This is a genomic window from Bradyrhizobium sp. dw_78 (genome assembly GCF_018449525.1).
GTDB lineage: Bacteria > Pseudomonadota > Alphaproteobacteria > Rhizobiales > Xanthobacteraceae > Bradyrhizobium.
The window spans coordinates 219,089-242,721 of the sequence record NZ_JAAVUS010000004.1; the positions used below are offsets into that span (position 1 = coordinate 219,089).

Annotated in this window: 28 protein-coding genes, 1 tRNA gene and 2 pseudogenes; 14 read left to right on the top strand and 17 right to left on the bottom strand. The window is 62.3% G+C overall.

Translation table 11 applies throughout. The features are described 5' to 3' along the window. Positions 1–81 precede the first annotated feature (81 nt). The gene (locus tag HB630_RS12895; RefSeq protein ID WP_213772633.1) at positions 82–1,695 is read right to left on the bottom strand and encodes a porin; all 1,614 of its coding nucleotides are present in this window, start codon (positions 1,693–1,695) and stop codon (positions 82–84) included. Positions 1,696–2,379: 684 nt separating this feature from the next. On the opposite strand from HB630_RS12895, the gene HB630_RS12900 reads away from it, so the two are divergent. Beyond that, positions 2,380–2,473 (top strand) — tRNA-Ser (locus tag HB630_RS12900). A 274-nt stretch (positions 2,474–2,747) separates the two neighbouring features. Further along, complete coding sequence (locus HB630_RS12905; protein WP_213772634.1) at positions 2,748–3,029, top strand: DUF3551 domain-containing protein; 282 nt, start codon at positions 2,748–2,750, stop codon at positions 3,027–3,029. A 94-nt stretch (positions 3,030–3,123) separates the two neighbouring features. Here HB630_RS12905 and HB630_RS12910 read toward each other — a convergent pair whose 3' ends face one another. Continuing rightward, positions 3,124–3,390: a hypothetical protein gene (locus HB630_RS12910; protein WP_213772635.1), complete on the bottom strand. Its 267-nt coding sequence runs from the start codon at positions 3,388–3,390 to the stop codon at positions 3,124–3,126. A 1,109-nt stretch (positions 3,391–4,499) separates the two neighbouring features. Between HB630_RS12910 and HB630_RS12915 the strand changes: the two genes are divergently transcribed. Then, positions 4,500–4,736, top strand: coding sequence for a hypothetical protein (locus HB630_RS12915; protein ID WP_213772636.1), 237 nt, complete (start codon positions 4,500–4,502; stop codon positions 4,734–4,736). A gap of 43 nt (positions 4,737–4,779) precedes the next feature. On the opposite strand, the gene gatB is transcribed toward HB630_RS12915, so the two are convergent. From gatB to HB630_RS12950, 7 genes are all read right to left on the bottom strand, one after another. Then, complete coding sequence (gatB, locus tag HB630_RS12920) at positions 4,780–6,258, bottom strand: Asp-tRNA(Asn)/Glu-tRNA(Gln) amidotransferase subunit GatB (protein ID WP_213772637.1); 1,479 nt, start codon at positions 6,256–6,258, stop codon at positions 4,780–4,782. Then, a complete protein-coding gene (locus HB630_RS12925; RefSeq protein ID WP_213772638.1) occupies positions 6,255–6,560 on the bottom strand; it encodes a hypothetical protein in 306 nt (101 codons plus the stop codon). The genes gatB and HB630_RS12925 overlap by 4 nt, the downstream gene beginning before the upstream one ends. Next, entirely contained in the window at positions 6,551–8,026 is a 1,476-nt protein-coding gene (gene gatA, locus HB630_RS12930; RefSeq protein WP_213772639.1) for an Asp-tRNA(Asn)/Glu-tRNA(Gln) amidotransferase subunit GatA, read from the bottom strand. The genes HB630_RS12925 and gatA overlap by 10 nt, the downstream gene beginning before the upstream one ends. Continuing rightward, positions 8,023–8,235: a hypothetical protein gene (locus tag HB630_RS12935; protein WP_213772640.1), complete on the bottom strand. Its 213-nt coding sequence runs from the start codon at positions 8,233–8,235 to the stop codon at positions 8,023–8,025. Before HB630_RS12935 ends, gatA begins: the two co-directional genes overlap by 4 nt. 77 nt (positions 8,236–8,312) lie before the next feature. Next, positions 8,313–8,600: an Asp-tRNA(Asn)/Glu-tRNA(Gln) amidotransferase subunit GatC gene (gatC, locus tag HB630_RS12940; RefSeq protein WP_213772641.1), complete on the bottom strand. Its 288-nt coding sequence runs from the start codon at positions 8,598–8,600 to the stop codon at positions 8,313–8,315. A gap of 76 nt (positions 8,601–8,676) precedes the next feature. After that, positions 8,677–9,753 (bottom strand): nitronate monooxygenase family protein, encoded by a 1,077-nt coding sequence (locus HB630_RS12945; RefSeq protein ID WP_213772642.1) that lies wholly within the window; start codon positions 9,751–9,753, stop codon positions 8,677–8,679. A 101-nt stretch (positions 9,754–9,854) separates the two neighbouring features. Further along, the gene (locus HB630_RS12950; protein WP_213772643.1) at positions 9,855–10,067 is read right to left on the bottom strand and encodes a hypothetical protein; all 213 of its coding nucleotides are present in this window, start codon (positions 10,065–10,067) and stop codon (positions 9,855–9,857) included. A 54-nt stretch (positions 10,068–10,121) separates the two neighbouring features. Here HB630_RS12950 and ruvX point away from each other — a divergent pair, with 54 nt between their 5' ends. Beyond that, positions 10,122–10,604: a Holliday junction resolvase RuvX gene (ruvX, locus tag HB630_RS12955; RefSeq protein WP_213772644.1), complete on the top strand. Its 483-nt coding sequence runs from the start codon at positions 10,122–10,124 to the stop codon at positions 10,602–10,604. Positions 10,605–10,608: 4 nt separating this feature from the next. On the opposite strand, the gene HB630_RS12960 is transcribed toward ruvX, so the two are convergent. The 3 genes and pseudogenes from HB630_RS12960 to HB630_RS28365 all read right to left on the bottom strand — a co-directional run. Further along, entirely contained in the window at positions 10,609–11,394 is a 786-nt protein-coding gene (locus HB630_RS12960) for a CPBP family intramembrane glutamic endopeptidase (RefSeq protein WP_213772645.1), read from the bottom strand. A 10-nt stretch (positions 11,395–11,404) separates the two neighbouring features. Next, positions 11,405–13,048, bottom strand: a complete 1,644-nt coding sequence (locus HB630_RS12965) for an acyl-CoA dehydrogenase family protein (protein ID WP_213772646.1) — start codon at positions 13,046–13,048, stop codon at positions 11,405–11,407. A 40-nt stretch (positions 13,049–13,088) separates the two neighbouring features. Continuing rightward, positions 13,089–13,199, bottom strand: a pseudogene (locus HB630_RS28365) (peptidase M15); the annotation flags it as partial. Positions 13,200–13,473: 274 nt separating this feature from the next. Between HB630_RS28365 and HB630_RS12970 the strand changes: the two are divergent. From HB630_RS12970 to HB630_RS12985, 5 genes are all read left to right on the top strand, one after another. Next, complete coding sequence (locus HB630_RS12970; RefSeq protein WP_213772647.1) at positions 13,474–14,427, top strand: aspartate carbamoyltransferase catalytic subunit; 954 nt, start codon at positions 13,474–13,476, stop codon at positions 14,425–14,427. 1 nt (position 14,428) lies between these two features. Continuing rightward, a complete protein-coding gene (locus tag HB630_RS12975) occupies positions 14,429–15,730 on the top strand; it encodes a dihydroorotase (RefSeq protein ID WP_213772648.1) in 1,302 nt (433 codons plus the stop codon). Positions 15,731–15,756: 26 nt separating this feature from the next. Beyond that, entirely contained in the window at positions 15,757–16,353 is a 597-nt protein-coding gene (gene plsY, locus HB630_RS12980; protein ID WP_213772649.1) for a glycerol-3-phosphate 1-O-acyltransferase PlsY, read from the top strand. Positions 16,354–16,453: 100 nt separating this feature from the next. Continuing rightward, positions 16,454–16,576, top strand: a complete 123-nt coding sequence (locus HB630_RS28640; protein WP_276571600.1) for a hypothetical protein — start codon at positions 16,454–16,456, stop codon at positions 16,574–16,576. Positions 16,577–16,614: 38 nt separating this feature from the next. Then, positions 16,615–17,064 (top strand): hypothetical protein, encoded by a 450-nt coding sequence (locus HB630_RS12985; RefSeq protein ID WP_213772650.1) that lies wholly within the window; start codon positions 16,615–16,617, stop codon positions 17,062–17,064. Here the strand turns inward: HB630_RS12985 and HB630_RS12990 are convergent. Together HB630_RS12990 and HB630_RS12995 are read right to left on the bottom strand one after the other, a co-directional pair. Continuing rightward, entirely contained in the window at positions 17,050–17,277 is a 228-nt protein-coding gene (locus HB630_RS12990; RefSeq protein WP_213772651.1) for a hypothetical protein, read from the bottom strand. The two genes, HB630_RS12985 and HB630_RS12990, sit on opposite strands and share 15 nt — an antisense overlap. 205 nt (positions 17,278–17,482) lie before the next feature. Further along, the gene (locus HB630_RS12995; protein WP_213772652.1) at positions 17,483–18,466 is read right to left on the bottom strand and encodes an IS1595 family transposase; all 984 of its coding nucleotides are present in this window, start codon (positions 18,464–18,466) and stop codon (positions 17,483–17,485) included. Between the two features lie 100 nt (positions 18,467–18,566). On the opposite strand from HB630_RS12995, the gene HB630_RS13000 reads away from it, so the two are divergent. From HB630_RS13000 to dprA, 3 genes and pseudogenes are all read left to right on the top strand, one after another. Continuing rightward, entirely contained in the window at positions 18,567–18,803 is a 237-nt protein-coding gene (locus HB630_RS13000; protein ID WP_213772653.1) for a DUF6471 domain-containing protein, read from the top strand. A 64-nt stretch (positions 18,804–18,867) separates the two neighbouring features. Then, complete coding sequence (locus HB630_RS13005; protein WP_213772654.1) at positions 18,868–19,650, top strand: hypothetical protein; 783 nt, start codon at positions 18,868–18,870, stop codon at positions 19,648–19,650. Between the two features lie 95 nt (positions 19,651–19,745). Continuing rightward, positions 19,746–20,777: pseudogene (dprA, locus tag HB630_RS13010) on the top strand (DNA-processing protein DprA); the annotation flags it as partial. Here dprA and HB630_RS13015 read toward each other — a convergent pair. Continuing rightward, positions 20,778–21,158 (bottom strand): helix-turn-helix domain-containing protein, encoded by a 381-nt coding sequence (locus HB630_RS13015; protein WP_346656086.1) that lies wholly within the window; start codon positions 21,156–21,158, stop codon positions 20,778–20,780. 117 nt (positions 21,159–21,275) lie between these two features. Between HB630_RS13015 and HB630_RS13020 the strand changes: the two genes are divergently transcribed. Then, a complete protein-coding gene (locus HB630_RS13020; protein WP_213772656.1) occupies positions 21,276–21,884 on the top strand; it encodes an NAD(P)H-dependent oxidoreductase in 609 nt (202 codons plus the stop codon). A gap of 71 nt (positions 21,885–21,955) precedes the next feature. On the opposite strand, the gene HB630_RS13025 is transcribed toward HB630_RS13020, so the two are convergent. Both HB630_RS13025 and HB630_RS13030 read right to left on the bottom strand, forming a co-directional pair. Then, entirely contained in the window at positions 21,956–22,117 is a 162-nt protein-coding gene (locus HB630_RS13025; RefSeq protein WP_213772657.1) for a hypothetical protein, read from the bottom strand. A 94-nt stretch (positions 22,118–22,211) separates the two neighbouring features. Then, a complete protein-coding gene (locus HB630_RS13030) occupies positions 22,212–22,985 on the bottom strand; it encodes an SDR family oxidoreductase (RefSeq protein ID WP_213772658.1) in 774 nt (257 codons plus the stop codon). Positions 22,986–23,148: 163 nt separating this feature from the next. Between HB630_RS13030 and HB630_RS13035 the strand changes: the two genes are divergently transcribed. Next, a complete protein-coding gene (locus tag HB630_RS13035; protein ID WP_213772913.1) occupies positions 23,149–23,616 on the top strand; it encodes a helix-turn-helix domain-containing protein in 468 nt (155 codons plus the stop codon). The last annotated feature ends 17 nt before the right edge of the window (positions 23,617–23,633 follow it).

Below are 23,633 nucleotides of genomic sequence, written 5' to 3' on the forward strand. Positions count from 1 at the left end.
CATCCCCGGCAAACCACGCAAAGAAAAACCCCCGGCAATTCCTTGCCGGGGGTTCTTTTGGATCGTGTCAGATTTTCGGGATCAGAAGTTACGCTGAGCGCGGAATTCGACTTCCACGGTGCCCATGTTCTTGAACTGGTAGGTACCAGTCGTGAGCGGGTAGGCAGAGGTCACCGTACCAGTCACCGAACCCTTCATGTTGGTGTCGAGATAGGCGTACATGACTTCGCTCGAGAACGTCAGGTTCTTGACCGGGGTCCAGCGGGTGGTCACGCCGACTTGAGACAAGGTGAAGCCGGGATCGCAGTTCGTGATACCAGCCACGCTCGTAGCAGCAAGGGCATAGTTGCCGCACCACAGGGTCTTTGCCGTGCTGCCGTAGTGTACGCCGGCAACAGCGCCGAACAGGCTGCTCGACCAGTAGGGATCCCAATTGTGGTTGAACGCACCACGGAAGCCCCAGGAGTCGGTGAGCTGGATGCCGGTTTTGCCCGGACCGCCATAGATACCGTCGCTGATGGCACCGATCGAGATGTCACCGCCAACGCCACCGGTGGCGTTCTTGATCATGAAGTACGAACCGCCGAGCGCACCCGAAGTACCAAGAGCATACTTGGTCGCACCCTTAGCCCAGGTACCTTCGATCTTGATGTCGTCGCCGGGACCCGTCGGGAGGTTCTTGATCTGCAAGGCCGCGCTGACGGCACCACCGAACTTGCCGTCCGGATGGCCGGAATCCATGGCGTTGGTGTTGGGCGAGCCATTGGCAAACTGGCCACCCAGGGTATTGGCGTTCTGGAAGTAGCCACCATCGACGTAGTGCAGCGCACCCGACAGCTGGAAGACACCCCAAGCCTGATCGACGCGGACGTTGCCGACGAAGTCAGGAATGTAAGTGCCGGTATAGGCCGTACCGACCGACGTAACGGCGGAGGTCGGCGCACCGTACAGGCCCCAGTTGCCGGCAGCGGCGTTAGTCGCAGCAGCATCGAGCAACTGCGTACGGTTGAAGTCGTTGGCGCTGCTGTCGTCGACACCGAACGAGGCCGACACACCGTTGCCGAACTGGGCGGTGTATTGCACGTTGTTGATGCCGGTGACAGTGTCGTAGCCGCCAACCAGAGAACCGCTGATATTGCCCGGATAGCCCTGCCACGGGGTCGTGTAGGCCGAAGCCGACTTACCGAAGGTGAAGCCCGCGAACTGGATGAAGGCGTATTCAACGCCGAGAGAGCCCTGACCAGCGTAGTTGCTGCTGACGTTGCCCTGCGCCGAGTTCGTGTTGAGCGTCGACTGCTGGTTGATGCCGTTGAAGCCTTCGGTGCCGAAGGTGAAGTCGGCCTGACCGAAGGTACGGACCACGCCATATTCGGTCGCGGTGCGGGTATCCAAGGTCAGAGCGAAGCGCGAGTAGTCGTTATAGTAGTTGGTGTAGCGGTCATGATACGCACCGCTGCCGGAGGTGAACGGCGCACCGCCGTTGCCGCCGTTGACGGTCAGGTCGGCACGCAGATAACCGCCGATCTTGACGCAGGTGTCGGTGCCCGGGATGTAGAAGAATCCAGCACCATACAGGGAGCAGATCCGCACGTATTCGACCGCTTTGGCCTTTACGGGAAGATCAGCCGCCTGTGCCCCGCCCACGGCGACAACAACCGCCGCAGAGCCGAGGATAAGGCTCTTAATCGTCTTCATGGTAACCTCCAAGTTGCTCTACAGGGAGGGTTCCGTATCCGCCGGGCAAAGCGCCCTGAGGTTGGTAACCCCGTCCCCCAAAACCCGCTCACAGTCGCATCGCGCCTTCGGACACACCCGCATGAACGCGAGGGACTTAAGCGAGCTACCTAAAACGGGACGACCTCGGGATGCCCCCCTCCGTCGCAACATCACAATTACCGAAGGCCCCTGCACACGCAACAAAGGAACCACTTCAGAGCACTCACGCTAATCTGTTTTTGGATGGGTGTTGCACAAATGGCACGCAAATGCGCCCTCGACGCTGCAGCAAGTGTTTGTTTTTTATGACAGTTTTTTATAGGGCCGATTTGCCGAGAATTGCGGCCCTGATCGGCTGGCCCGGCCAACTATCCCTCGTTCACGCACCGATCGACACCGAATCAGGCAACTGGAAACAGCATTGACCGACTCGAATTTCCCCAGGAATCTTCAAAAATCTATCGGCTTTTGGATAAGGCCCAACCCGGCATTCCGCGCCGACAGGGCTGAAAGATTCTGAAAGCACGGCCACTCGGACCGTCGATATCGGGCTCGGAGCCTTTAACCGAATCTTCAAAACCAGGACGCTCATCGTCCAGAAACCCGCCCGCCTCAAATCTGCCGCTTGCGGCTCGCCCCCGTGTCGGGCATATCGGCCTTGCCGGAGACGTGGCCGAGTGGCTGAAGGCGGCGGTTTGCTAAACCGTTATAGGGTTGTAAAGCCCTATCGAGGGTTCGAATCCCTCCGTCTCCGCCAGCAAGCTTCTGTGCCCGGCCCTCATGCTATTATGGGTACCCTTCTCAAATATGGGTAACAGGTCGTACCCGAGGCACGAGAATGCCGTGCCATAGCGAGGCTTCACATCGCCGCCGAAAACGCCGCGGAATTTAAAGGCTCACGATTCTGTTAGCCGTTAAACAGAACTCAGCAACAGAGCAGTCATTGATTGCAGGCAAACAAAGAATAAGTATCGAGCGTATCAAAATAAATGCCTACCCTATCAAAATGCCTACCCTATCAAGGAGGGTCCATGCGCAGCCTTTTACTTCTCGCAACGCTCGGCGTTCTCGGTTTTGCTGGTTCGCCAGCTTCGGCGGCCGGCTTCGGTTATACGGAGGAAGCCGAATATCCCTACTGCTTACAAGGCAGGGAATATGGCACACCGGGTCTCTGTGAATTCAGCAGCTATCAGCAATGCGAGGCCACGGCGTCGGGCACGTTCTCGTATTGCGGCGCCAATCCGTGGTTCGCTTTCGCGCAAGAGCCACGGCCACGGCTACCGCGTCACCACCATCGGCGGGAAATCCGATAGTAATATCGTTGTTCGGGGGCCACGGAATCAATCCGCAGGCCCCTGAATTCGTTTGAAGTCCGCGACAGCGGGCAAACGCCCACCGATTGTTGGTTCAGTGCGCCGTCATCCAGGCCCGGGCTTCGCGCTGGGCCGCGGCGATCTCGGCCTCGGACATCATCTCGGCAACTTCGCGGCGCAGCGCAATCGCATCCGTGCGGCCCTTCAAGGCGGCAAGATTGAACCACTTATGCGCGGCGACCAGATTGACCACGCCGGAGCGCCCGCTGGCCCAGTACAGGCCGCGCTCGAACAGCGCGTCCGGGATCGCATTGGCTTCCACCGGCGTCGCCGTCTCCAGATCGATTTGTCCCTGAAACATCCCTTTTCTCCTTTTTGATTTTTGCGCCGTCCCGCTTGCCGAGCGCGGCCCTGTCCAAAGCTTGAAACGTCCTGTTATTCCCGCGCCGTTGACCGGCTGTCGGGATAACCATGACGATCAAGTTTGAAGAGCAGTTTAAGTATCGGGATGAATCGAGTGTGAATGCCGCGCCCGGCTGCGCGCCCCGTGAAATCGCAAAAGTGCCGGTTTGACAGGGATTACCGGCCCGTCGGCGGATTCCGTTTACCCTCAGGCTTCGCGAAACGATAACCATCCGCCGCAACTGGCCGCGCATGCGGCCCTGTCGGGCAAGTCCGTCCAGGTGCAGCCAACTGTCACCGCCGAAACCAGCGTCACCACGCGGATGCGGGCGGCCGAAATGGAATTTGGGAGATCGCAGCGCCAAACCTGGCGCCAACAGGAACGAGGGCGTCGGCGAACACGTCAGGACCAGATTTCACCTGAGGCTTTACGCCCGATGAAATTGCGGACCACGGATCCGCACCGAACGAAGAAAACTCGTTTCTTCTGCCGGACCGGTGTTCTCAGAGCGAGCTCTTTTGGAGCGAACTCTTCGAAAGGACGATCCAGCCGTTTGACCTGATGTCTCGCCGACACCCTCTTTCGTCGACCAGAGCCGCCGGGCTGAAACCTGCTCCGGAGAGCAAATCGTCCTTCAGGCTCTTGTGACGTCGCCGGCATCAAGCCGCCGGCATTTTCTTAAGCGAGATTTACTTCTTCTTCTTGGCGACCTTGCGGGTCTTCTTCGCAGTCTTCTTCACTGCGCTCTTCGCTTTCTTCGCCTTCTTTGCCTTCTTAGCCATAGTGCCCTCCAATGTAGTGAGATGGCTTAACCGCTGCGTGCATTCGGGAATCGAAATGCACTATCTCCCGAATACACCAACACATTGAAAAAAACAGCGTCCAGCTTAAGGAAGTGTTGACGGAGCAATGACAGCGCGCGCACCGCGCCGTGATCCGCAACACACAAGTTCTTCTGCGCGACGATGCAAGTAGTGTGCGGAAATCCGACACTTGCATTTGTCAAGATCGAAGGAAACGCCTGTGCCACGGGCATTTTTGTAATTTGCATAGACGAAGTTCTTCGCATGATCGGCACGATCACGACTCACCGGCAGGGGGCGAAGGCGCCTTGTGCGGAGTCTGAGTCGCCCTTTTTGGCAATGAAAAAATTTTCACTCGCCACGGCGTTAGGTCTCGCCACGGTTCGCCAAAACCGGTTTTGGCGCGAATCGCAGACGGCCGATTCGGAGAGGCCCGATGGTCGCGCGGTGACAATGAACAGCGAACCTGGCGGCGAGCGACGCAGTATCCGCGCATCCTGATGCGACGCTGCTGCGACGACGCCGATGCGACGTCGCGCGCCGTTCAGATGCCAAGTTTCGACTTGAGCAGGTCGTTCACGGCTTGCGGATTGGCCTTGCCGCCGGATGATTTCATCACCTGACCGACGAACCAGCCGATCAGTTGCGGCTTCTCGCGAGCTTGCGCGACCTTGTCCGGATTGGCGGCGATGATGTCGTCGACCACCTTCTCGATCGCGCCGAGGTCGGTGACCTGCTTCATGCCGCGCTCTTCGACCAGTGCGCGCGGATCGCCGCCCTCCTGCCAGACGATCTCGAACAGGTCCTTGGCGATCTTGCCGGAGATCGTGCCCTCGCCGATCAGATCGACGATTGCCGCAAGCTGCGCCGCCGATACCGGCGACGCCGGGATGTCGCGGCCTTCCTTGTTGAGGCGCCCGAACAGCTCGTTGATGACCCAGTTGGCCGCGAGCTTGCCGTCGCGCTCCTTGTTGGCAAGCGCCGTCAGCACCGCTTCATAAAATTCCGCGCTCTCCCGTTCGGCCACCAGCACGCCGGCGTCATAGGCCGACAGGCCGAACGCGGCGACGAAGCGCGCCTTCTTCTGGTCCGGCAGTTCCGGCAGATCGGCCTTGAGACCGGCGACAAAGGCTTCGCTGAACTCCAGCGGCAACAAATCGGGATCCGGGAAGTAACGGTAGTCGTGCGCCTCCTCCTTGGAGCGCATCGAGCGGGTCTCGCCCTTGTTCGGATCGAACAGCCGCGTTTCCTGGCCGATCGTGCCGCCGTCCTCGATGATCTCGATCTGGCGGCGCGCTTCGTATTCGATCGCCTGGCCGATGAAGTTGATCGAGTTCATGTTCTTGATCTCGCAGCGGGTGCCGAGCGGGCCGCCCGGCTTGCGCACGGAGACGTTGACGTCGGCGCGCAGGCTGCCCTTCTCCATGTCGCCGTCGCAGGTGCCGAGATAGCGCAGGATCGAGCGCAGCTTCGACACATAGGCCTTGGCCTGCTCCGAGGAGCGGATGTCCGGCCTCGACACGATCTCCATCAGGGCGACGCCGGAGCGGTTGAGGTCGACGAACGACATGGTCGGGCTCTGGTCGTGCAGCGACTTGCCGGCGTCCTGTTCCAGATGCAGCCGCTCGATGCCGACAGTGGCGGTCTCGCCGCCGGCGAGCTCGACGATCACCTCGCCCTCGCCCACGATCGGCGACTTGTACTGGCTGATCTGGTAGCCCTGCGGCAGATCCGGATAGAAATAGTTCTTGCGGTCGAACACCGAGCGCAGATTGATCCTGGCGTTCAGCCCGAGGCCGGTGCGGACCGCCTGCCTGATGCACTCCTCGTTGATGACCGGCAGCATGCCCGGCATCGCCGCATCGATCAGCGAGACATGCGAATTCGGCTCACCGCCGAATTCGGTCGAGGCGCCGGAGAACAGTTTTGAATTCGAGGTGACCTGGGCATGGACTTCCATGCCGACGACGATTTCCCAGTCGCCGGTGGCGCCCTTGATCAGATTCCGGCCCATCACGCTCATGCTCTTCCACTCCCGATCAAGTCGGCGGCGATCCGCTCCCATTCGGCTTCCAGCGAATCCTGCGCCACCGGTCTGCCGGCCTGCCGGTACCAATAGCCGGCATTGCCGAGATCGCCTTCGACGCGATGCAGATGGGCATGGACCCAGGCCGCGTCGGCGCTGTCTTCGTCCTGGATGATCCGGTGCGCCTCGTCCCATCGGCCCTTCGCGGCCCACCACAGTGCGGCGAGCGGCGCGTCGAGGTCTGGCGCGGGCGCCGCGCCCGGCAGGCTAGCTTTGAAATCCGCCGTGCTCACCACCACCTCGACGGCGTAAATCGTCCCGCCGCCTGCTCGACCACCTCGCCGAGCGAGAACAGCGTCTCTTCATCGAACGGACGGCCGATCAATTGCAGGCCGAGCGGCAGGCCCTGCGAATCCTTGCCGGCGGGAACCGCGATGCCCGGCAGACCCGCCATGTTCACCGTCACCGTGAAGATGTCGTTGAGATACATCTCGACCGGATCGACGCCGCCTTTTTCACCGATGCCGAACGCGGCCGACGGCGTCGCCGGCGTCAGGATCGCGTGTACGCCCCTGGCGAAACAATCCTCGAAGTCTTTCTTGATCAGGGTGCGCACCTTCTGCGCGCGCAGGTAATAGGCGTCGTAATAGCCGGCGGACAGCACATAGGTGCCGATCATGATGCGGCGGCGCACTTCCGGGCCGAAACCCTCGGCGCGGGTGTTCTCGTACATCTCGCCGATGCTGCGGCCGGGCACCCGCAGGCCGTACCGCACGCCATCGTAGCGCGCGAGGTTCGATGAAGCCTCCGCCGGCGCCACGATGTAATAGGCCGGCAGGGCATATTTGGTGTGCGGCAGCGACACCTCGACCAGTTCCGCGCCCGCGGCCTTGAGCCAGCTGGCGCCCTCGCTCCAGAGCTTTTCGATTTCCGCGGACATGCCGTCGAGGCGGTATTCGCGGGGAATGCCGATCTTCATGCCCTTCACGGACTTGCCGACGACGGCCTCGTAGTCCGGCACCGCGCGGTCGACCGACGTGGTGTCCTTGGGATCGTGCCCCGCCATCGAACGCATCAGGATCGCGGTATCGCGCACGGTGCGCGCGATCGGCCCGGCCTGATCGAGCGAGGAGGCAAAGGCGACGATGCCCCAGCGCGAGCAGCGGCCATAAGTCGGCTTGATGCCGACGGTTGCGGTAAACGCCGCCGGCTGCCGGATCGAGCCGCCGGTATCGGTCGCGGTCGCGCCCATGCACAAGGACGCCGCCACCGCCGATGCCGAACCGCCGGACGAGCCGCCCGGCACCAGCGCGGTCGCGGAACCTTCTCGTCGCCACGGATTGACCACGGAGCCGAAACACGAGGTCTCGTTCGACGACCCCATCGCGAATTCGTCATTGTTGAGTTTGCCGAGCATCACGGCGCCGTCGCGCCAGAGCTGCGAGGTCACGGTGGATTCATAGGGCGGCAGGAAATTGCCGAGGATCTTCGAGCAGGCCGTGGTGCGCACGTCCCTGGTCGCGAACAGATCCTTGATGCCAAGCGGAATGCCCGCGAGCGGACCGCCCTCGCCCTTGGCGATTTTCGTGTCGGCCTCGCGCGCCATCGCGCGGGCGTGATCCGGCGTTTCCAGCACATAGGCGTTGAGCACGCGGGCGTCTTCCATCGCCTTGAGATGGGCGTCGGTCAGCTCAAGCGCGGTAAAGGTTTTCTTCGCGAGGCCCGATCGAGCCTCTGCGATCGTCAGTGATGTCAAATCGGTCATTTATTGATCGGGCTGCAAAAGAACGGAGACAGCGTCTTGTCGTTGGCCGGATCGTCCTGCCCGCGGCGCGCCTTGTCGTTGGCTTCGAGCTGGTCAAGCACCGCATCCATCGCCTTGTCGGGATCCGCAGCCTTGCCCTGCCGCGCCATGACGTCGAGATAATTCACGTAGGCCTGATAGGCCTTTTCATCGTCGCAGAGCAGACACATGTTGCCTCTCGAAGACTCTCAAGTTTGACACGTTTTCTTCACGCGAACCGGTACCCACTTCGCTCGAAAACGTTATGTTATTCGACGACTTTCGGCACCAGGAAGAAATGATCCTGGGTCTCCGGCGCATTGGCGACCACTTCATCGGCGATCCCGCCGTCGTCGACGACATCGTGGCGCTTCTTCATTTCCATCGGCGTCACCGACGTCATCGGTTCGACGCCTTCGACAGCGACCTCGCCGAGCTGCTCGACAAAGGCCAGCATCGCGTTCAGTTCGCCCTGCAGATGGGGAACCTCCTGCTCAGCGACCGCGATCCGCGCCAGATGCGCGATGCGGCGAACGGTGGCGGCATCGACCGACATTATATAGGGCCTCTTGCGGCAAAGGGAGGCTGCCGTATAGCAGAGGCGGCTTTTGCGCCGCAACCTTGGCGGCTGGTCAGCCAGCCATCTGGCTCAGCCGCGCCAGCGCGCCGCCGGCCAGCGCCCGGGTCAGTTCGGCGGCCGGCATTTCGCGCCCGAGCCGGATCGCCTGACCGGCCCAAAGATTGCTGAAATCGACCTTGCTGAGCTTTTCGGCGGCCACTTTCAAAGGCCCGAGCGCGGTCGCGGCATGGGGAAAAGCCGGCGCGTCGGGCGAAATCGGGCCAACCTCACGCATCACGCGGTTGGCGACGCCCCGCGCCGGACGGCCGGTCATGACATTGGTGATGACGGTGGAATCGTCCCGCGCCTGCGCCAGCGCGGCGCGCGCTGGCGCAATCACCCGGGATTCGGGGCAGCGCAGATAGGCGCTGCCGATCTGGACACCGGCCGCGCCCAGCGCGAAAGCGGCTGCGATACCGCGTCCGTCGGCGATGCCGCCGGCGGCGATCACCGGGACCTTCACCGCATCGACCACCTGCGGCACCAGCGCAAAAGTGCCGGGCTGTTCGGCGATATTGTCGGTCAGGAACATGCCGCGATGGCCCCCCGCCTCCGCGCCTTGCGCGATGATGGCGTCGGCCCCGTTCTCCTCCAGCCAGATCGCTTCCCGCACGATGGTCGCGGACGCGATCACGATGCAGCCGGCCGCCTTGACGCGCTTGAGCAGAGCTTGATCGGGCAAGCCGAAATGAAAGCTGACGATTTCGGGCTTCAGTTCCTCGACCACCTCGCACATCGAGCTGTCGAACGGCGCGCGGTTGGCGGCATTGATGGGTGCTGCGGGATCGAGACCCAACTCCCTATAATAAGGCTCGAGCCGCCTCTTCCATCCGGCCTCGCGCTCAGGGGCCGCATCCACCGCCTTGTGGCAGAAAAAGTTCATGTTGACCGGCGCCGAGACGCGCTGGCGGATGATATTGACCTGCTCGCGCGCCTTTTCGGCTGGGATCATCGCGCAGGGCAGCGACCCCAGCGCCCCGCCCTGGGCCGCCGCGATCACCAGTTCCGCATCCATGACTCCCGCCATCGGCGCCAGCACGATCGGAAATTCGGTCTTGAAAAGGTCGACGAGTCGGCGATCCGGCCACATGGTCTGCTCCTTCGGGCTGATGGAGGGAATCGGCGCGGGCGTCGGTGCCGGCTGCGTATCTACAGATTAGCACCCGCACGGCGAACGGGCTATGCGCTGCGTTACGGCCTGACACCCCAGCGCCGCAGCGCGACGACCGCCCAGATCGCCTCGACCAGCCCGAACGGCCAGGCGCCCTGCAGGAACCCGTACACCGAGCCCAGCGCGCAAGCGCCGGCAAAGCCCAGCACGAACCAGCGGCTGCGTTCCTCCAGCGCGTAGCAAACCAGCATCGCGGTGACGGCGAACAAGCCGAATAATGTCAACGAGTCCATCGGTACTCATCCTCCCGCTTTGCATGTGCGGCTTTCCGCATGCTATGCGGGACCATGCCTGCCCTCATCCTGCCGCTGATCGACGCCGCCGCGCACTGGCCCGAGCGTGGCGCGCTGGTTGGCCTCGATCTCGGCACCAAGACCATCGGCGTCGCGGTGTCAGATCCCGACCGCAGGCTCGCGACCGGCGTCGAGACCATCCAGCGCACGGCGTTCAAGCTTGACGCGGCGCGGTTGCTGGCGATCGCGGGCGAACGCAACGCATCCGGCTTCGTGCTGGGGCTGCCCATCAACATGGATGGCAGCGAAGGCCCGCGCGCGCAATCGACCCGGGCGTTTGCCCGCAATTTCTCAAAGCTCACGGAGCTTGCCATCGCGCTGTGGGACGAGCGGCTCTCCACCGTGGCGGTAGAGCGCGAATTGATCGGCCTGGATATGAGCCGGGCCCGGCGCGCGGAAGTAATCGACGAACACGCAGCGATCTTCATCCTGCAAGGCGCGCTCGACCGGCTGACGAAGCTGCGCGGGACGCGCTGACCTCTCACGATCCCGTCAGCAGCAGCGTCTGCGCCAGCGCCGCCAGATTGTTGAGACCGTGCAGCAGCACGGTCAGCCAGATCGACCGGCTGCGGTAACGCATATAGCCGAGCACCAGCCCGATCGAGAACACTTCGCCGAGGAAGAACCAGTCATATTGCAGATGCAGCATGGTCCATACCGCCGACGACAGCAGGATGGCGCCGACAGGCCGGAGGAAGGATTCCGACCAGCCGCGATAGAGAAAACCGCGCGCGAAAAACTCTTCCGTGATCGGGGCGGCGACGCAGAAGGCCAGCACCAGCAGCCATAATGCGCCGTCGGCCGCGGCCGATTGCACCACGTCGCCCATGAAGCCCGGCTGCACCTCGCGGCCCGTCAGACGCGATACCATATCCCAGCCCATCACCACGACGACCATGGCAACGATGCCAATCAGGACATTGCTCCACGAGGTCCAGCGCAGCGCGAGATAGTCCTTGAACGATATGTGCGACAGATGGATCGGCAGCCACAGCGCGGCCAGGACGGCGGGCAACCCCGTGATCACGGAAAGCGCGATCGTGAGGCCGCCGCCCAGCACGTGAATGGCCGCGGCCATATCGATCGGCCCTTGCTGGCGCAGCACAAACCAGCCCACCACCGCGAGCTGGCCCACGAACATCGCCGCGAACACAAACAGGCCCCACAGCGCGGTGCCCCAGAACTTCCAGACCCGCGGCGGGCGTTCGGCAAGGGGTTCGGCAAGGGTTACGGTGACCGGCGGATCTACGGGAGTGAGGGAATCCATCAATGCACTTTCAGGGCAGCGCCCGCATCAGCAGGCTTTTGATATCGGCGCTGGCGAGATCGACCGCGCCGTACATCGCGGGGTGAGTCGCGGCAAGCCGGGTCGCCGCGAACAGTTCGGCGCTGCGCGGCGATATTTGGTTGAGCGCGGCGGCGGCTGCCAGCAGCGCCAGTTTCTCGACCGCGAGCCGCGCCACGCGCTCGCTGTCCGGCCAGCGGAATATTTTGCCGATGAAGGCCGCCGTCTCGGAGGCGCCGGGCAACCCTTCGGTTTCGCCGACAAGCCCCTGCAAGACGGCGCTGGCCGCGTCAGCCTCGCGCGACAGCGCCCGCAGCACGTCGAGGCACATCACATTGCCCGAGCCTTCCCAGATCGCATTGACGGGAGCCTCGCGGTAGTGCCGCGCCAGAATGCCCTCCTCGACATAGCCGTTGCCGCCCAGACACTCCATCGCCTCATAGAGGAATCCCGGCGCGCTCTTGCAGGTCCAGTATTTGATCGCCGGCGTCAGCAGACGCACATAGGCCGCCTCGCCGGCATCGTCGGGCGCGCGGTCGAAAGACCGGCACAGCCGCATCACCAGCGCGACCGAGGCCTCGACATGCAGCGCCATGTCCGAGAGCACCGCCTGCATCAGCGGCTGATCGGCGAGATGTTTCTGGAACACGCTGCGATGCCGGGCGTGATGCAGCGCGTGTGCAAGCCCGGAGCGCATCAGGCCGACGGAAGCGATCGCGCAATCCTGCCGCGTCAATTGCACCATCTGGATGATGGTGCGGATGCCCTTGCCCTCTTCGCCGACGCGCAAGCCATAGGCGTTTTCGAATTCGACTTCGGACGAGGCGTTGGAGCGGTTACCGAGCTTGTCCTTGAGCCGCTGGAAATGAAGCGCGTTGACCGATCCATCCGGCGCGAAGCGCGGCATGAAAAAGCAGGTCAGGCCCTCGCCGGCCTGCGCCAGCACCAGAAACGCGTCGCACATCGGCGCCGACATGAACCATTTATGGCCGACGATGCGGTAGGCATCGCCGTCGCGGGTGGCGCGCGTCATGTTCGAGCGAACATCGGTGCCGCCCTGTTTCTCGGTCATGCCCATGCCGAGCGTCATGCCGCGCTTGGTCCACCACGGCGTAAAGCCCGGATCGTAGGAGCGGGTCGCGATCACCGGCATCGCCTTGGCCAGCAGGTCAGGCTGCGACGCCAACGCCGCCACCGATGCGCGCGTCATCGTGATCGGACAGAGATGGCCGGTCTCGACCTGCGCGGCCATATAGAATCTCGCGGCGCGAACCACTTCCGAAGCGCCGCCGGCCGGCCGGCCCTGCGTGTCCCAGGTCGAATTATGCACGCCGGCATGGGCGCTGTGCGCCATCAATTCGTGATAGGCCGGATGAAACTCGACCACATCGCGCCGGTTGCCGCGCGCGTCGAACGTCCGCAGTTTGGGCGTGTTCTCGTTGGCGAGGCGGCCCCGCTCGGCCATCGCGGCCGAACCCCAGTGCCGGCCGAATTCGGACAGTTCCTTTTCCGCCGCGCCCCCGCCATTGGCTGCGACCGCGTCCCCAAGCGGCCGGTCCAGCGCGAACAGGTCGACATCCTCGAACGGCGGCGACTGGTTGAACACCTCGTGGGTGGCAAATGAAGGCTGGGTCATGGGCCGTCCCCCTTCCGGTCGAAATCCGGCAGAATCGATAGCGACGCGCCGTCACCCCGAAATCATAGGCCGCGCCGCCTGCGCCCGGCACTGAAAAGTACCGCCACGCCTTCGAATAGTTCACAAACCCTTGCCGGGCCATTGCGGTCACGAAACCGTCAGGCAAAGCCTGTGCAACCGAAGCGACACGCACGCGAGCCGCGAGAGTGATTGCAACCACCTTCACGAAAAGCTCGCTCCAACGCTGCCATGGCTGGACTTGTTTCGGTCCCCCCGATGCCTTTTTTACGGTTAATGACAAGGAAGACGTCGATGGCCGGAACAAACGCCAGCATGACGAGAAAAAGGACAGACCGGGGGATAACTCGCGACCGCCCCTTTCGTACTTGCCCCGCCATCCCTCCGCGCCTATAGCTCTCGCTTTAATGACCCCTGTATCGAAATCGTCCTTTGTCCTCGGCCACCGGCATCTGCTGGGAATCGAGGGCCTTTCCGCTGCCGACATCACCGGCTTGCTCGACCTTTCCGAGGAATATGTCGAGCTCAACCGCCAGATCGACAAGAAGCGCACCTCGCTGCGCGGCCGCACCCAGGTCAACCTGTTCTTCGAGGCCTCGACCCGCACCCAGTCTTCGTTCGAGATCGCCGGCAAGCGCCTCGGCGCCGACGTCATGAACATGTCGGTGTCGTCGTCGTCGATGCGCAAGGGCGAAACCCTGATGGACACGGCGGTGACGCTGAACGCCATGCACCCGGACATCCTGGTGGTGCGGCATCACGCCTCCGGCGCGGTCGAGTTGCTGGCGCGCAAGGTTGACGGTTCCGTGATCAATGCCGGCGACGGCGCCCATGAGCACCCGACGCAAGCGTTGCTCGACGCGCTGACCATCCGCCGCAACAAGGGCCGCATCGAGGGCCTGGTGATCGCAATTTGCGGCGACGTGATGCATTCGCGGGTGGCGCGCTCCAACATCATCCTGCTCAACACCATGGGCGCCCGCGTCCGGGTGGTCGCACCCTCCACGCTGCTGCCGAGCGGCATCGAACGGATGGGCGTCGAGGTCGCCCGTGACATGCGCGAGGGACTCAATGGCGCGGATATCGTGATGATGCTGCGGTTGCAGCGCGAGCGCATGAACGGTTCCTTCGTGCCGTCAACGGGCGAATATTTCCAGTATTTCGGCCTCGACCAGAAGAAACTGGCCTATGCCAAGCCGGATGCGCTGGTGATGCATCCGGGGCCGATGAACCGCGGTGTCGAGATCGACTCGATGGTGGCGGACGGCGCGCAATCGCTGATCCGCGAACAGGTGGAAATGGGAGTGGCGGTGCGGATGGCGGTGCTCGAAGCACTCGCCCGCAACCTGCCGAACGCCTGAGATGCTGACCGACCGCCGCCCGATCCTGCTCGCCAATGCCCGCATCATCGATCCCGCGCGCGATTTCGATGGCGTCGGCGATGTGCTGATCGCCGATGGCGTGATCCGCGATAGCAGGCGCGGCATCGGTGCCGCCGGCGTGCCCGAAGGCACCGACATCGTCAATTGCGCCGGCAAGATCGTCGCGCCAGGGCTGATCGACATGCGCGCCTTCGTCGGCGAGCCCGGCGCCAGCCATCGCGAGACCTTTGCCTCGGCCAGCCAGGCCGCCGCGACCGGCGGCATCACCACCATCATCTGCCAGCCGGATACCTCGCCCGTCATCGACAATTCGGCGACGGTGGATTTCGTGCTGCGCCGCGCGCGCGACACCGCGATCGTCAACATCCATCCGATGGCGGCGCTGACCAAGGGCCTTGCCGGCGAGGAGATGACCGAGATCGGCTTGTTGAAAGCCGCCGGCGCGGTCGCCTTCACCGACGGCGCGCACAGCGTCACCAACGCACAGGTGATGCGCCGGGCGCTGACCTATGCGCGCGATTTCGACGCGCTGATCGTCCATTACACCGAAGATCCCGATCTGGTCGGCGAAGGCGTGATGAATGAAGGTGAGTTCGCCTCGAGGCTCGGCCTGACCGGCATTCCCAACGCCGCCGAGGCGATCATGCTGGAGCGCGACATGCGCCTGGTCGCGCTGACCGGCGGCCGTTATCATGCGGCGTCGCTCTCCGCGATCGACTCGCTGGAAATCCTCAAGCGCGCCCGCGATGCGGGGCTGGCGGTCAGCGCCTCGGTCTCGATCAATCACGTGACGCTGAACGAGAACGATATCGGCCCCTACCGGACGTTTTTAAAATTGTCGCCGCCATTGCGTACCGAGGACGATCGGCGGGCGCTGGTCGAAGCCGTCGCCTCGGGCCTGATCGACGTCATCATGTCCGATCACAATCCGCAGGACGTGGAGGTCAAGCGCCTGCCGTTCGCGGAGGCCGCCAGCGGCGCGGTCGGCCTCGAAACCATGCTGCCGGCGGCCTTGAGGCTGGTCCATAATGGCGAGATGGATTTCAAGACCCTGATCCGCGCGATGTCGACGCGTCCCGCCGAACTGCTGGGGCTGCCGGGCGGAACGCTGCGCGCGGGTTCGCCCGCCGACGTGATCGTGATCGATCCCGACGTGCCCTGGGTGCTCGATCCCGCCGACCTCAAGTCACAATGCAAGAACACGCCGTTCGACGAAGCGCGGTTCTCGGGCCGTGTGGTGCGCACCATCATCGGCGGCCGCACCGTCTTTGAACATGTTTAGGAACAGCCGTGGAAGGAATAACGGCAATGTCGGCTGACGCCTTCCTGATCGTGGCGCTTGTCCTCGGCTATCTGCTCGGCTCGATCCCGTTCGGGCTGATCCTCACCAGACTGGCAGGCACGCAGGATTTGCGCTCGGTCGGCTCCGGCAATATCGGCGCCACCAACGTGCTGCGCACCGGCCGCAAGGGTCTCGCCGCGGCGACGCTGATCCTGGACATGCTCAAGGGCACCGCCGCGGTGCTGATCGCGGGCCTCTCAGACGGCCCCAACGCCGCGATGCTGGCGGCGCTGGGCGCCTTTCTCGGCCATCTGTTTCCAATCTGGATCAAGTTCAGGGGCGGCAAAGGCGTCGCCACCTATATCGGCGTCTTGATCGGCCTGTTCTGGCCGGCCGCGATCCTGTTCTGCGTGGTGTGGCTCGCGACCGCCGCGATCACGCGTTATTCGTCGCTGTCGGCGCTGGTGGCGAGTGTTGTGACGCCGATCTTCCTGTGGTGGTTCGGCCACCTCGCGCTCGCCTCGCTGTTCGCCGTGCTGACGCTGTTGTTGTTCTACAAGCATCGCGAAAATATCATGCGCCTGCAGGCAGGGACCGAAAGCAAGATCGGGCAGAAGAAATAGGATCGTCATTCCGGGACACGCGTCTTCGTATGGACCCGGAATCTCGAGATTCCGGGTTCGATGCTTTCGCGTCGCCCCGGAATGACATGCGGGAGCAAGCGTGGACGATTCTAATCAGACAGTTCACCTCACCGAGGCCGAGCGGATCGACCGCCTGCGGCTGATCCGTTCCGACAATATCGGCCCGCGCGGTATTATGGCGCAAACGCCACAAGCCAAATAACCGGCTCTAACTACGTCTTCCGGCACAAGGAGACGAACATGCCGAGAGCCGAGATACTATCCAAGCAAGCCATGCACACCCTTAGCCAGCTTCATGCCGAGCTGGCCGGCAAGATCGAGGGCAACCGCAAATCTGGCGACAAACTCCGCGCCCAAATGGTGCAGGTAGAAGCCGTCATGAAGATGCTGGACCCGGATTTTAACGCCCGGTCCATATCGGCTAAGCGGCGCAATACCGGCAATCCTTGGTTCAAGCGCGGAACTCTATATAGGGCCGTTATAGACACCCTACGGCGGGCTGAGAGGCCCATGACGGCGGATGATATCTGCAAGACCCTGTTGGTCGGCAAGTCGCCAGCGGCCACGGGGAAGCAGGAGAACAACCTGCAGGCCGCTATCTTGGCGGCGTTGCGAAAACGCAAAGGTGCGGCGGTAATTGGGGAGGGATTTCCCGCGCGCTGGCGATTAAAGGCTTCACCGTCCACATAGGATTTTTGGTGGCCCACTATCCTCGTCAATCGTGCATTTACTTACGACAAATCCGACCGCTTGCCTAAAATCATCATCCTTCACGAGTTCGAACCAGTCCTTGCCTGCGACGTCTGCTTTTGCGCGAACGGAAAAATTCAACATCAATACGCCCAGGTTTAAGGCAGTAATAGTGAATGCCAAGATCGGCAAAGCTAGCTTTGTGATTTTCATGAGAGTTCTCCAGAGAATTACGAGGCTGCACCAGAGGTAAGTAGTTGACTATGCGAGATCTCCTCATCGCCATCCAAACGGCTGATATTGACCGGATGGAAAGCCACATCAAGCGACTTCGCGGGCAGACTGGCACAGCGAAGGCCATTGGTGACTTTCAGCGAATTATTGCAGCGGCCAATCTTTGCAAAAAGCTGTTGGCAAGTTAGCCTGCGATATGTCGCTGCCAATAGCCGGTGAAGTCCACCGACTTGCCGCGCTTTAACGCCAGCGCCGCTACGCGGTTCATCTGATCGCCATTCGAGATTCGGCGGTTATCCTCACGCCATGAGGACTCTTGAGCGTACCGCAGGAGGTACGCGCCAGCGATATGGTGATGAACTCCGATCTCGGCCCGCCGCAGTCGGGAGAAGTATTCTTCGGCCTGATTGGTGCAGGCACCATCTAGACTGTAGGCTTCCTGATGATTGATACGCTTCATTTCGAAACGCTCGTGAAGACCATCCCAAGAACCGGCTTCGTCGGCATGAACCACGGTGCCTTTGGCGACCCGAGCGCGAATGAACGAGGCTGCTTGGCTCTCTGATCCGAATACCGCGGGAACCGAATTGCCGCCGCGCTCGCGGATGATGACGACCACCTTGCGCTTGCCGTTCTGGTTCTTGGCATATCTCCGATCGACGCGTTCTTCCTTGAGATTGGCAGGCTTGATGTAGCCACCGAAATAGCCGCCATCCACTTCGGCCTCTTTGCCTTCACCGCCGACGATGCGGCCCTTGAGTTCTTCGGCCATGGCTTCCCGCAGCTTGTGCAGCAGTACGAAAGCGCATTTGTAGGAAACGCACAGGTCGCGGCTGAGGGCCAGCGCGCTCTTGCCCTTCACTTCGTTGCAGAAGATTGCGATGGTGGCGAGATAGCAGCGGAGCGGCAGCTTGTGGCTGGCGAACAGCGTCCCGCTGGTGATGCTGAAATCCTTTTTGCAGCCCCGGCAGCGGAAGCGCGGCGCGCCCTTGAGGCGCCGGCAATCGTAGGCATCAACGCTTCCGCAGTTCGGGCAAACCGGCTCGCCGTTGGTTTCGGCCCAGCGGATTTGCCGAAACCTGGCTTCCGCTTCCTCATCCTTCATCGTGAAAACGGTCGCCAGCGAGAGGGACTTGGCGGCTCGGGAAAGGAGGAAGTGCTGTGCCATTTGTTTGCCCCTGATCAATGAAGATATCATATCTGATAGCAGTGGGGTTGGCAACAGGAAAATATCAGATATGATATCCTTTCATTTTTGAGAGGTCAGGATGAACATCAAATCAGAGGAAGAATGGGCTGAACGGGCCGCTGCGTTCCTGAAGCACAAGCTGAAGGATACTGATGTCACCTATGACGAATTGGCAACGCGGCTCAAGAAACACGGGCTGAATGAAACCAAGGCCTCAATCACCAACAAACTCGCTAGAGGCACATTCCCGGCGACATTCTTCCTCGCGTGTATTGCGGCACTGGAACTTGAAGGGGTAGCTTTGGAGGAGATTTAGGCCCGGCAAGAATAGCGGCAACAATGCAAAGAGCCGAGCCGAAGATAAAAAGCAGGGGCTTCCTTTGACCGATGGCGATCAAGCAGGAGCAGAACCCGAGCGTAAAGATGATGCCGCCTCCCCAAAATCGGAAATAAGGGAAACTGCGCTCGGTGCTCTCAGATCCATCTCCGGCCACTTGAAGTATGCTGTAGATACCCTCAACTGGCTCAGCCCCATCCTCACTGCGGTCGCGACCGGACTGCTTGTTTGGGTCGCCATCTGGCAGTGGATCGAAATGCATAGTACCGATGGCACTTTGCGAGAAAGCCTTCGGGCTCAGATCAAATCGAGCGAGTTGCAGCTCAGGGCCTATCTGGCAATGGATGCCAAGGCTTTTGAGTTGCATTGCGAAAGCTGCGATCCGCCCGACGCACCCAAAATCGAAAAAAAGAGCGCCTTTTACCGGGGAAATTTCATAATGGTTTTTGTCCGCAATTCTGGGCAAACACCGGCGATCGATTCCTATATGCATGGGAGCTGGAAAGAGATGCCATTTGGCGCAACCCTTCCACTCGACTTCAAATTTCCTAACATTGAAAACAATGTCCTGGATGACAAAGGCACCGTGAACCCAGGAGACTCGATCCCCGGAGCCGAGGACCTTTCGAGCGAAACCATCCAAATGATAAACCGGGCGCGTAAGCACCAAGCGACAATCTTCTTCTATGGAGAAATTGTCTTCCGGGATGTCTTCAAGAAGATTCGGAGAACGCCCTTCTGTCGAATTTATGATCCGGACATCGGGGACGAAACATTGCGCTTCGGCGATTGCCCCGAACACAACTCCCCAGCACAAGACGATTGACGCGGTCCAAGCCGCTCGCTGCCACATGGCGCTCACCTATGGGCATCGGCGGGATTGGCTAGGTCCCACCTTGTGGCGTTTGCGCCATAATACCGGGCCCGCGCACCTTCCGTTCCCTCCTCACTTATTTCGGCAGCGCGCGTGTGGCGCTGGAGCGCCTGCCCGATCTGGCGCGGCGCGGAGGTGCGGCACGGTCGGGGCGCATTTGCACCGAAGAAGACGCACGCACTGAGCTTGCCGCTAGCCAGCGATGGGGCGTCAGCCTGCTGGCGCCGGATGAAGCCGGCTACCCGCCACGGCTTGCAGAACTCGACGATGCGCCGCCTTTGCTCGGCGTGCGCGGCGCGCCTGAAGTGTTGATGCGGCCGATGATTGCGATCGTCGGCTCGCGCAATGCGTCCGCCGCCGGTTTGAAATTCGCAGGCCAATTGGCGTGCGATCTCGGCGAGGCCGGTTTTGTCATTGCCTCGGGGCTGGCGCGCGGCATCGATCAGGCGGCGCATCGCGCCAGCCTCGCCAGCGGCACGCTGGCGGTGCTGGCCGGCGGCCATGACCGGATCTATCCGCCCGAGCATGAGGATCTGCTACTCGATCTGCTGGGCTCGGGCGCCGCGATTTCAGAAATGCCGCTCGGCCATGCGCCGCGGGCGCGGGATTTTCCCTGCCGCAACCGGCTGATCTCGGGCGCAGCGGTCGGCGTCGTCGTGGTCGAGGCCGCGCACCGCTCGGGCTCGCTGATCACCGCGCGCATCGCCGCCGAACAGGGCCGCGAGGTGTTCGCGGTGCCCGGCTCGCCGCTCGATCCGCGCGCCGCCGGCACCAACGACCTGATCAAGCAGGGCGCGACGCTGATCACCGAAGCCGCCGACGTGATCCAGGTGGTCGAACCGATCCTGGGGCGACCGATCGCGCTGCGCGAACCCGATGACAACGAATTGTTCGATTTCGAGCCGGAGGCCGCCGATCGCACGCGTATCCTCAACCTGCTCGGGCCGAGCCCGGTCAGCCTCGACGATCTGATCCGGCTGTCCGGCGCCTCGCCGGCCACCGCGCGCGTCGTGCTGCTCGAGTTTGAACTTGCCGGAAGGCTGGAGCGTCACGGCGGCGGATTGGTGTCGCTGATCTGATCAGCCCGCGCCATTCCGTGCATCGAACCGTGTACGGGCGCCCTCGATTTCCGGCTGATGCTCGTGCGCCCATGCGCCGAGCGCTGCCACCGGCTTCGACAGTCCGTGCCCGAGATCGGTCAGTTCGTAATCGACCCGTGGCGGAATGGTCGGAAACACGGTGCGGGTGACCAGCCCATCCCGTTCCAGGCCGCGCAATGTCAGCGTCAGCATCCGCTGCGAGATGCCGCCGACCATGCGCTTGATCTCGTTGAAACGGCGCGGCCCGCCGCCAAGCAGCATGATGACGAACACGCTCCATTTGTCGCCGACCCGCGCCAGCACCGAGGCGACCGCGCGGCAGTCGCCGTCGAGATGCGCATTGGGCGGCAGGACAGGCACTTTGTTGTGCTCGGGTTTCACAGATGTGCTCAGGTTCAAAAAATGTGCGTTCTTGCGGGGTTTCCCAACAGTCACTCATATAGCGCCAGTTACAAACTTATACCAAGGGTGACCCTAATGAAACTCCTGCATATCGACTCCAGCGTGCTCGGCCCGAACTCCGTCAGCCGCCAAGTTTCCGCCGCGATCGTGGACCGGCTGCGGAAAACGCATCCGCATCTCGAAATCGTCTCTCGCGACCTCACCGCGACGCCGCTGGCGCATCTGTCCGGCTCGCATCTGGCCGCCGCGCAAGGCGCCACGCCGGAAGCCTCGCTGCTGCAGGACCTCGCTGCCGGCCAGACGATGCTGGACGAGTTCCTCGCCGCCGATATCGTGGTGCTGGGCGCGCCGATGTATAATTTTACCATTCCGAGCCAGCTCAAGGCCTGGATCGACCGCATCGTGGTCGCCGGCAAGACTTTCAAATATGGCGCGCAAGGCGTCGAAGGGCTGGCCGGCAACAAGCGGGTCATCATTGCCGTTTCGCGCGGCGGCTTCTACGGCGCCGACACGCCGATGGCGGCCGGCGAACATCTCGAGACCTATCTGCGCTGGGTGTTCAGCTTCATCGGGGTCAAGAACCCCGAATTCATTTCCGCCGACGGCATTCAGATCGGACCGGAATACCGCGAGAAAGCATTGACCGGCGCCTTGCAGGCCGCGACCGATCTGCACGCGGCATAAGGGAAACAAAAACGACCTGTCGCCGCCATCTGACAGCGGCAGGTCGAATCTTCGCCCTGAAATGCGGTCGGCTAGTACCAGGCGACCTGCACGCCCATCAGCATGGCGAGCAGCGAGGCCAAAAGACCTATGCCGGAGAACAGCGCGATCGGTACCAGGGGATGCTCTTCGGACCCCTGAGACAAAGCGCGTGATGCGCGCACCGATGCGGAATGACCATTCGTCTCCGGCATATCCATTGCTCCCATGCGTCGGTTTTCAAAGCCGCCAGAAGTCCTGCCTAGAAAAGGTCTGTGCGGGTCCGAGCAAGGTTCAATGAATTTTCGCCTATCCGCGGTAGATCGGCGCGCCGGCCGGCGAGCCGGTCGAACCGCCGTCGACGAAGATCTCGGCGCTCTGGATATTCGACGCATCGTCGGAAGCCAGGAACAGCACCGTCTTGGCGACTTCGTCGGCTTCGCCAAGCCGGCCCAGCGGGATGGCCCGCGAAATCCGCTTGTCGAGCGCCGCGTACGCTTCCGGCGTCGGCGCGGCGCCATTCCAGATCGGCGTCCGCGCGGCGCCTGGCGCGACCACATTGACCCTGATCCGTCGCGGCGAAAGCTCCGAGGCCATCACCCGCGCCATCGCCCGCACGCCCGCCTTGCTCGCCGCATAGGCGGAATAGCCGGGATTGCCGAGCACGGAGATCACCGAACCGTTGAGGATGATCGAGGCGCCGTCGTTGAGATACGGCACCGCCGACTGCACCGTGAAGAAGACCGAGGTGATGTTGGTCCGGATCACGGATTCGAACGCGGCCAGCGTGGTCGATCCGAGCGGCGTGTTGCCGGGAATGCCGGCATTGGCGAAGACGACGTCGAGCTTGCCGAATTTTTCCGCCGCCTGCTTGATCGCGGCTTCCGTGGCCGCGACATCGGTGGCATCGGCCACCACCGCGAGCGCGTTCGGCCCGAGCTCCTTCGCGGTCTCCTCCAGCGTCGCGCGGTTGCGGCCCGTGATCGTGACCTTCGCGCCCTCCTTCACGAACAGCCGCGCCGTCGCCAGGCCGATGCCGCTGTTGCCGCCGGTAATCAATGCCGTCTTGTTCGCCAATCTCACGAATAGCCTCCAGTAGTTGCATTATTAAACTAAGTTGCCATCTATGGGACGCGGTTTCATAATGCAACTACACAACGCCGTGATCGGAGCATGACCCGGAAAAGTGGGTACCGGTTTTCCGAAAAGGCCATGCTCCGAAAAAGACGAGTTCGATAAGGATGCGCTGATGAAACGGACAAGCTTCGAGCAGGCCGAGTGCCCGATCGCGCGATCGCTGGATTCGATCGGCGACTGGTGGTCGCTTCTGATCATCCGCGATGCCTTTCTGGGCCGGCGCCGCTTCGGCGAATTCCAGAAAAGCTTGGGTTTGGCCAAGAACATCCTGACCGTGCGGCTGCGCGCCCTGGTGGACGACGGCATCCTGAAAAACGCGCCCGCCTCCGACGGCAGCGCCTACCAGGAATATGTGCTGACGCCGAAGGGGCGCGGGATTTTCCCGATCCTGGTGGCGCTGCGGCAGTGGAGCGAAGAATTTTCGCCCGAACCCTGCTTCGCCACCCTGCTGGTCGATCGCGAACAGGGCCGGCCGGTGCGGAAGCTGGAACTGCGCGCCGAGGACGGCCGGCTGCTCGACGGCATCGATACGATGTTGCAGCCAAATCCGCCGGCAAAACGCCGGCGGCGCGCCTGAATAGCCGGTTATTTTAA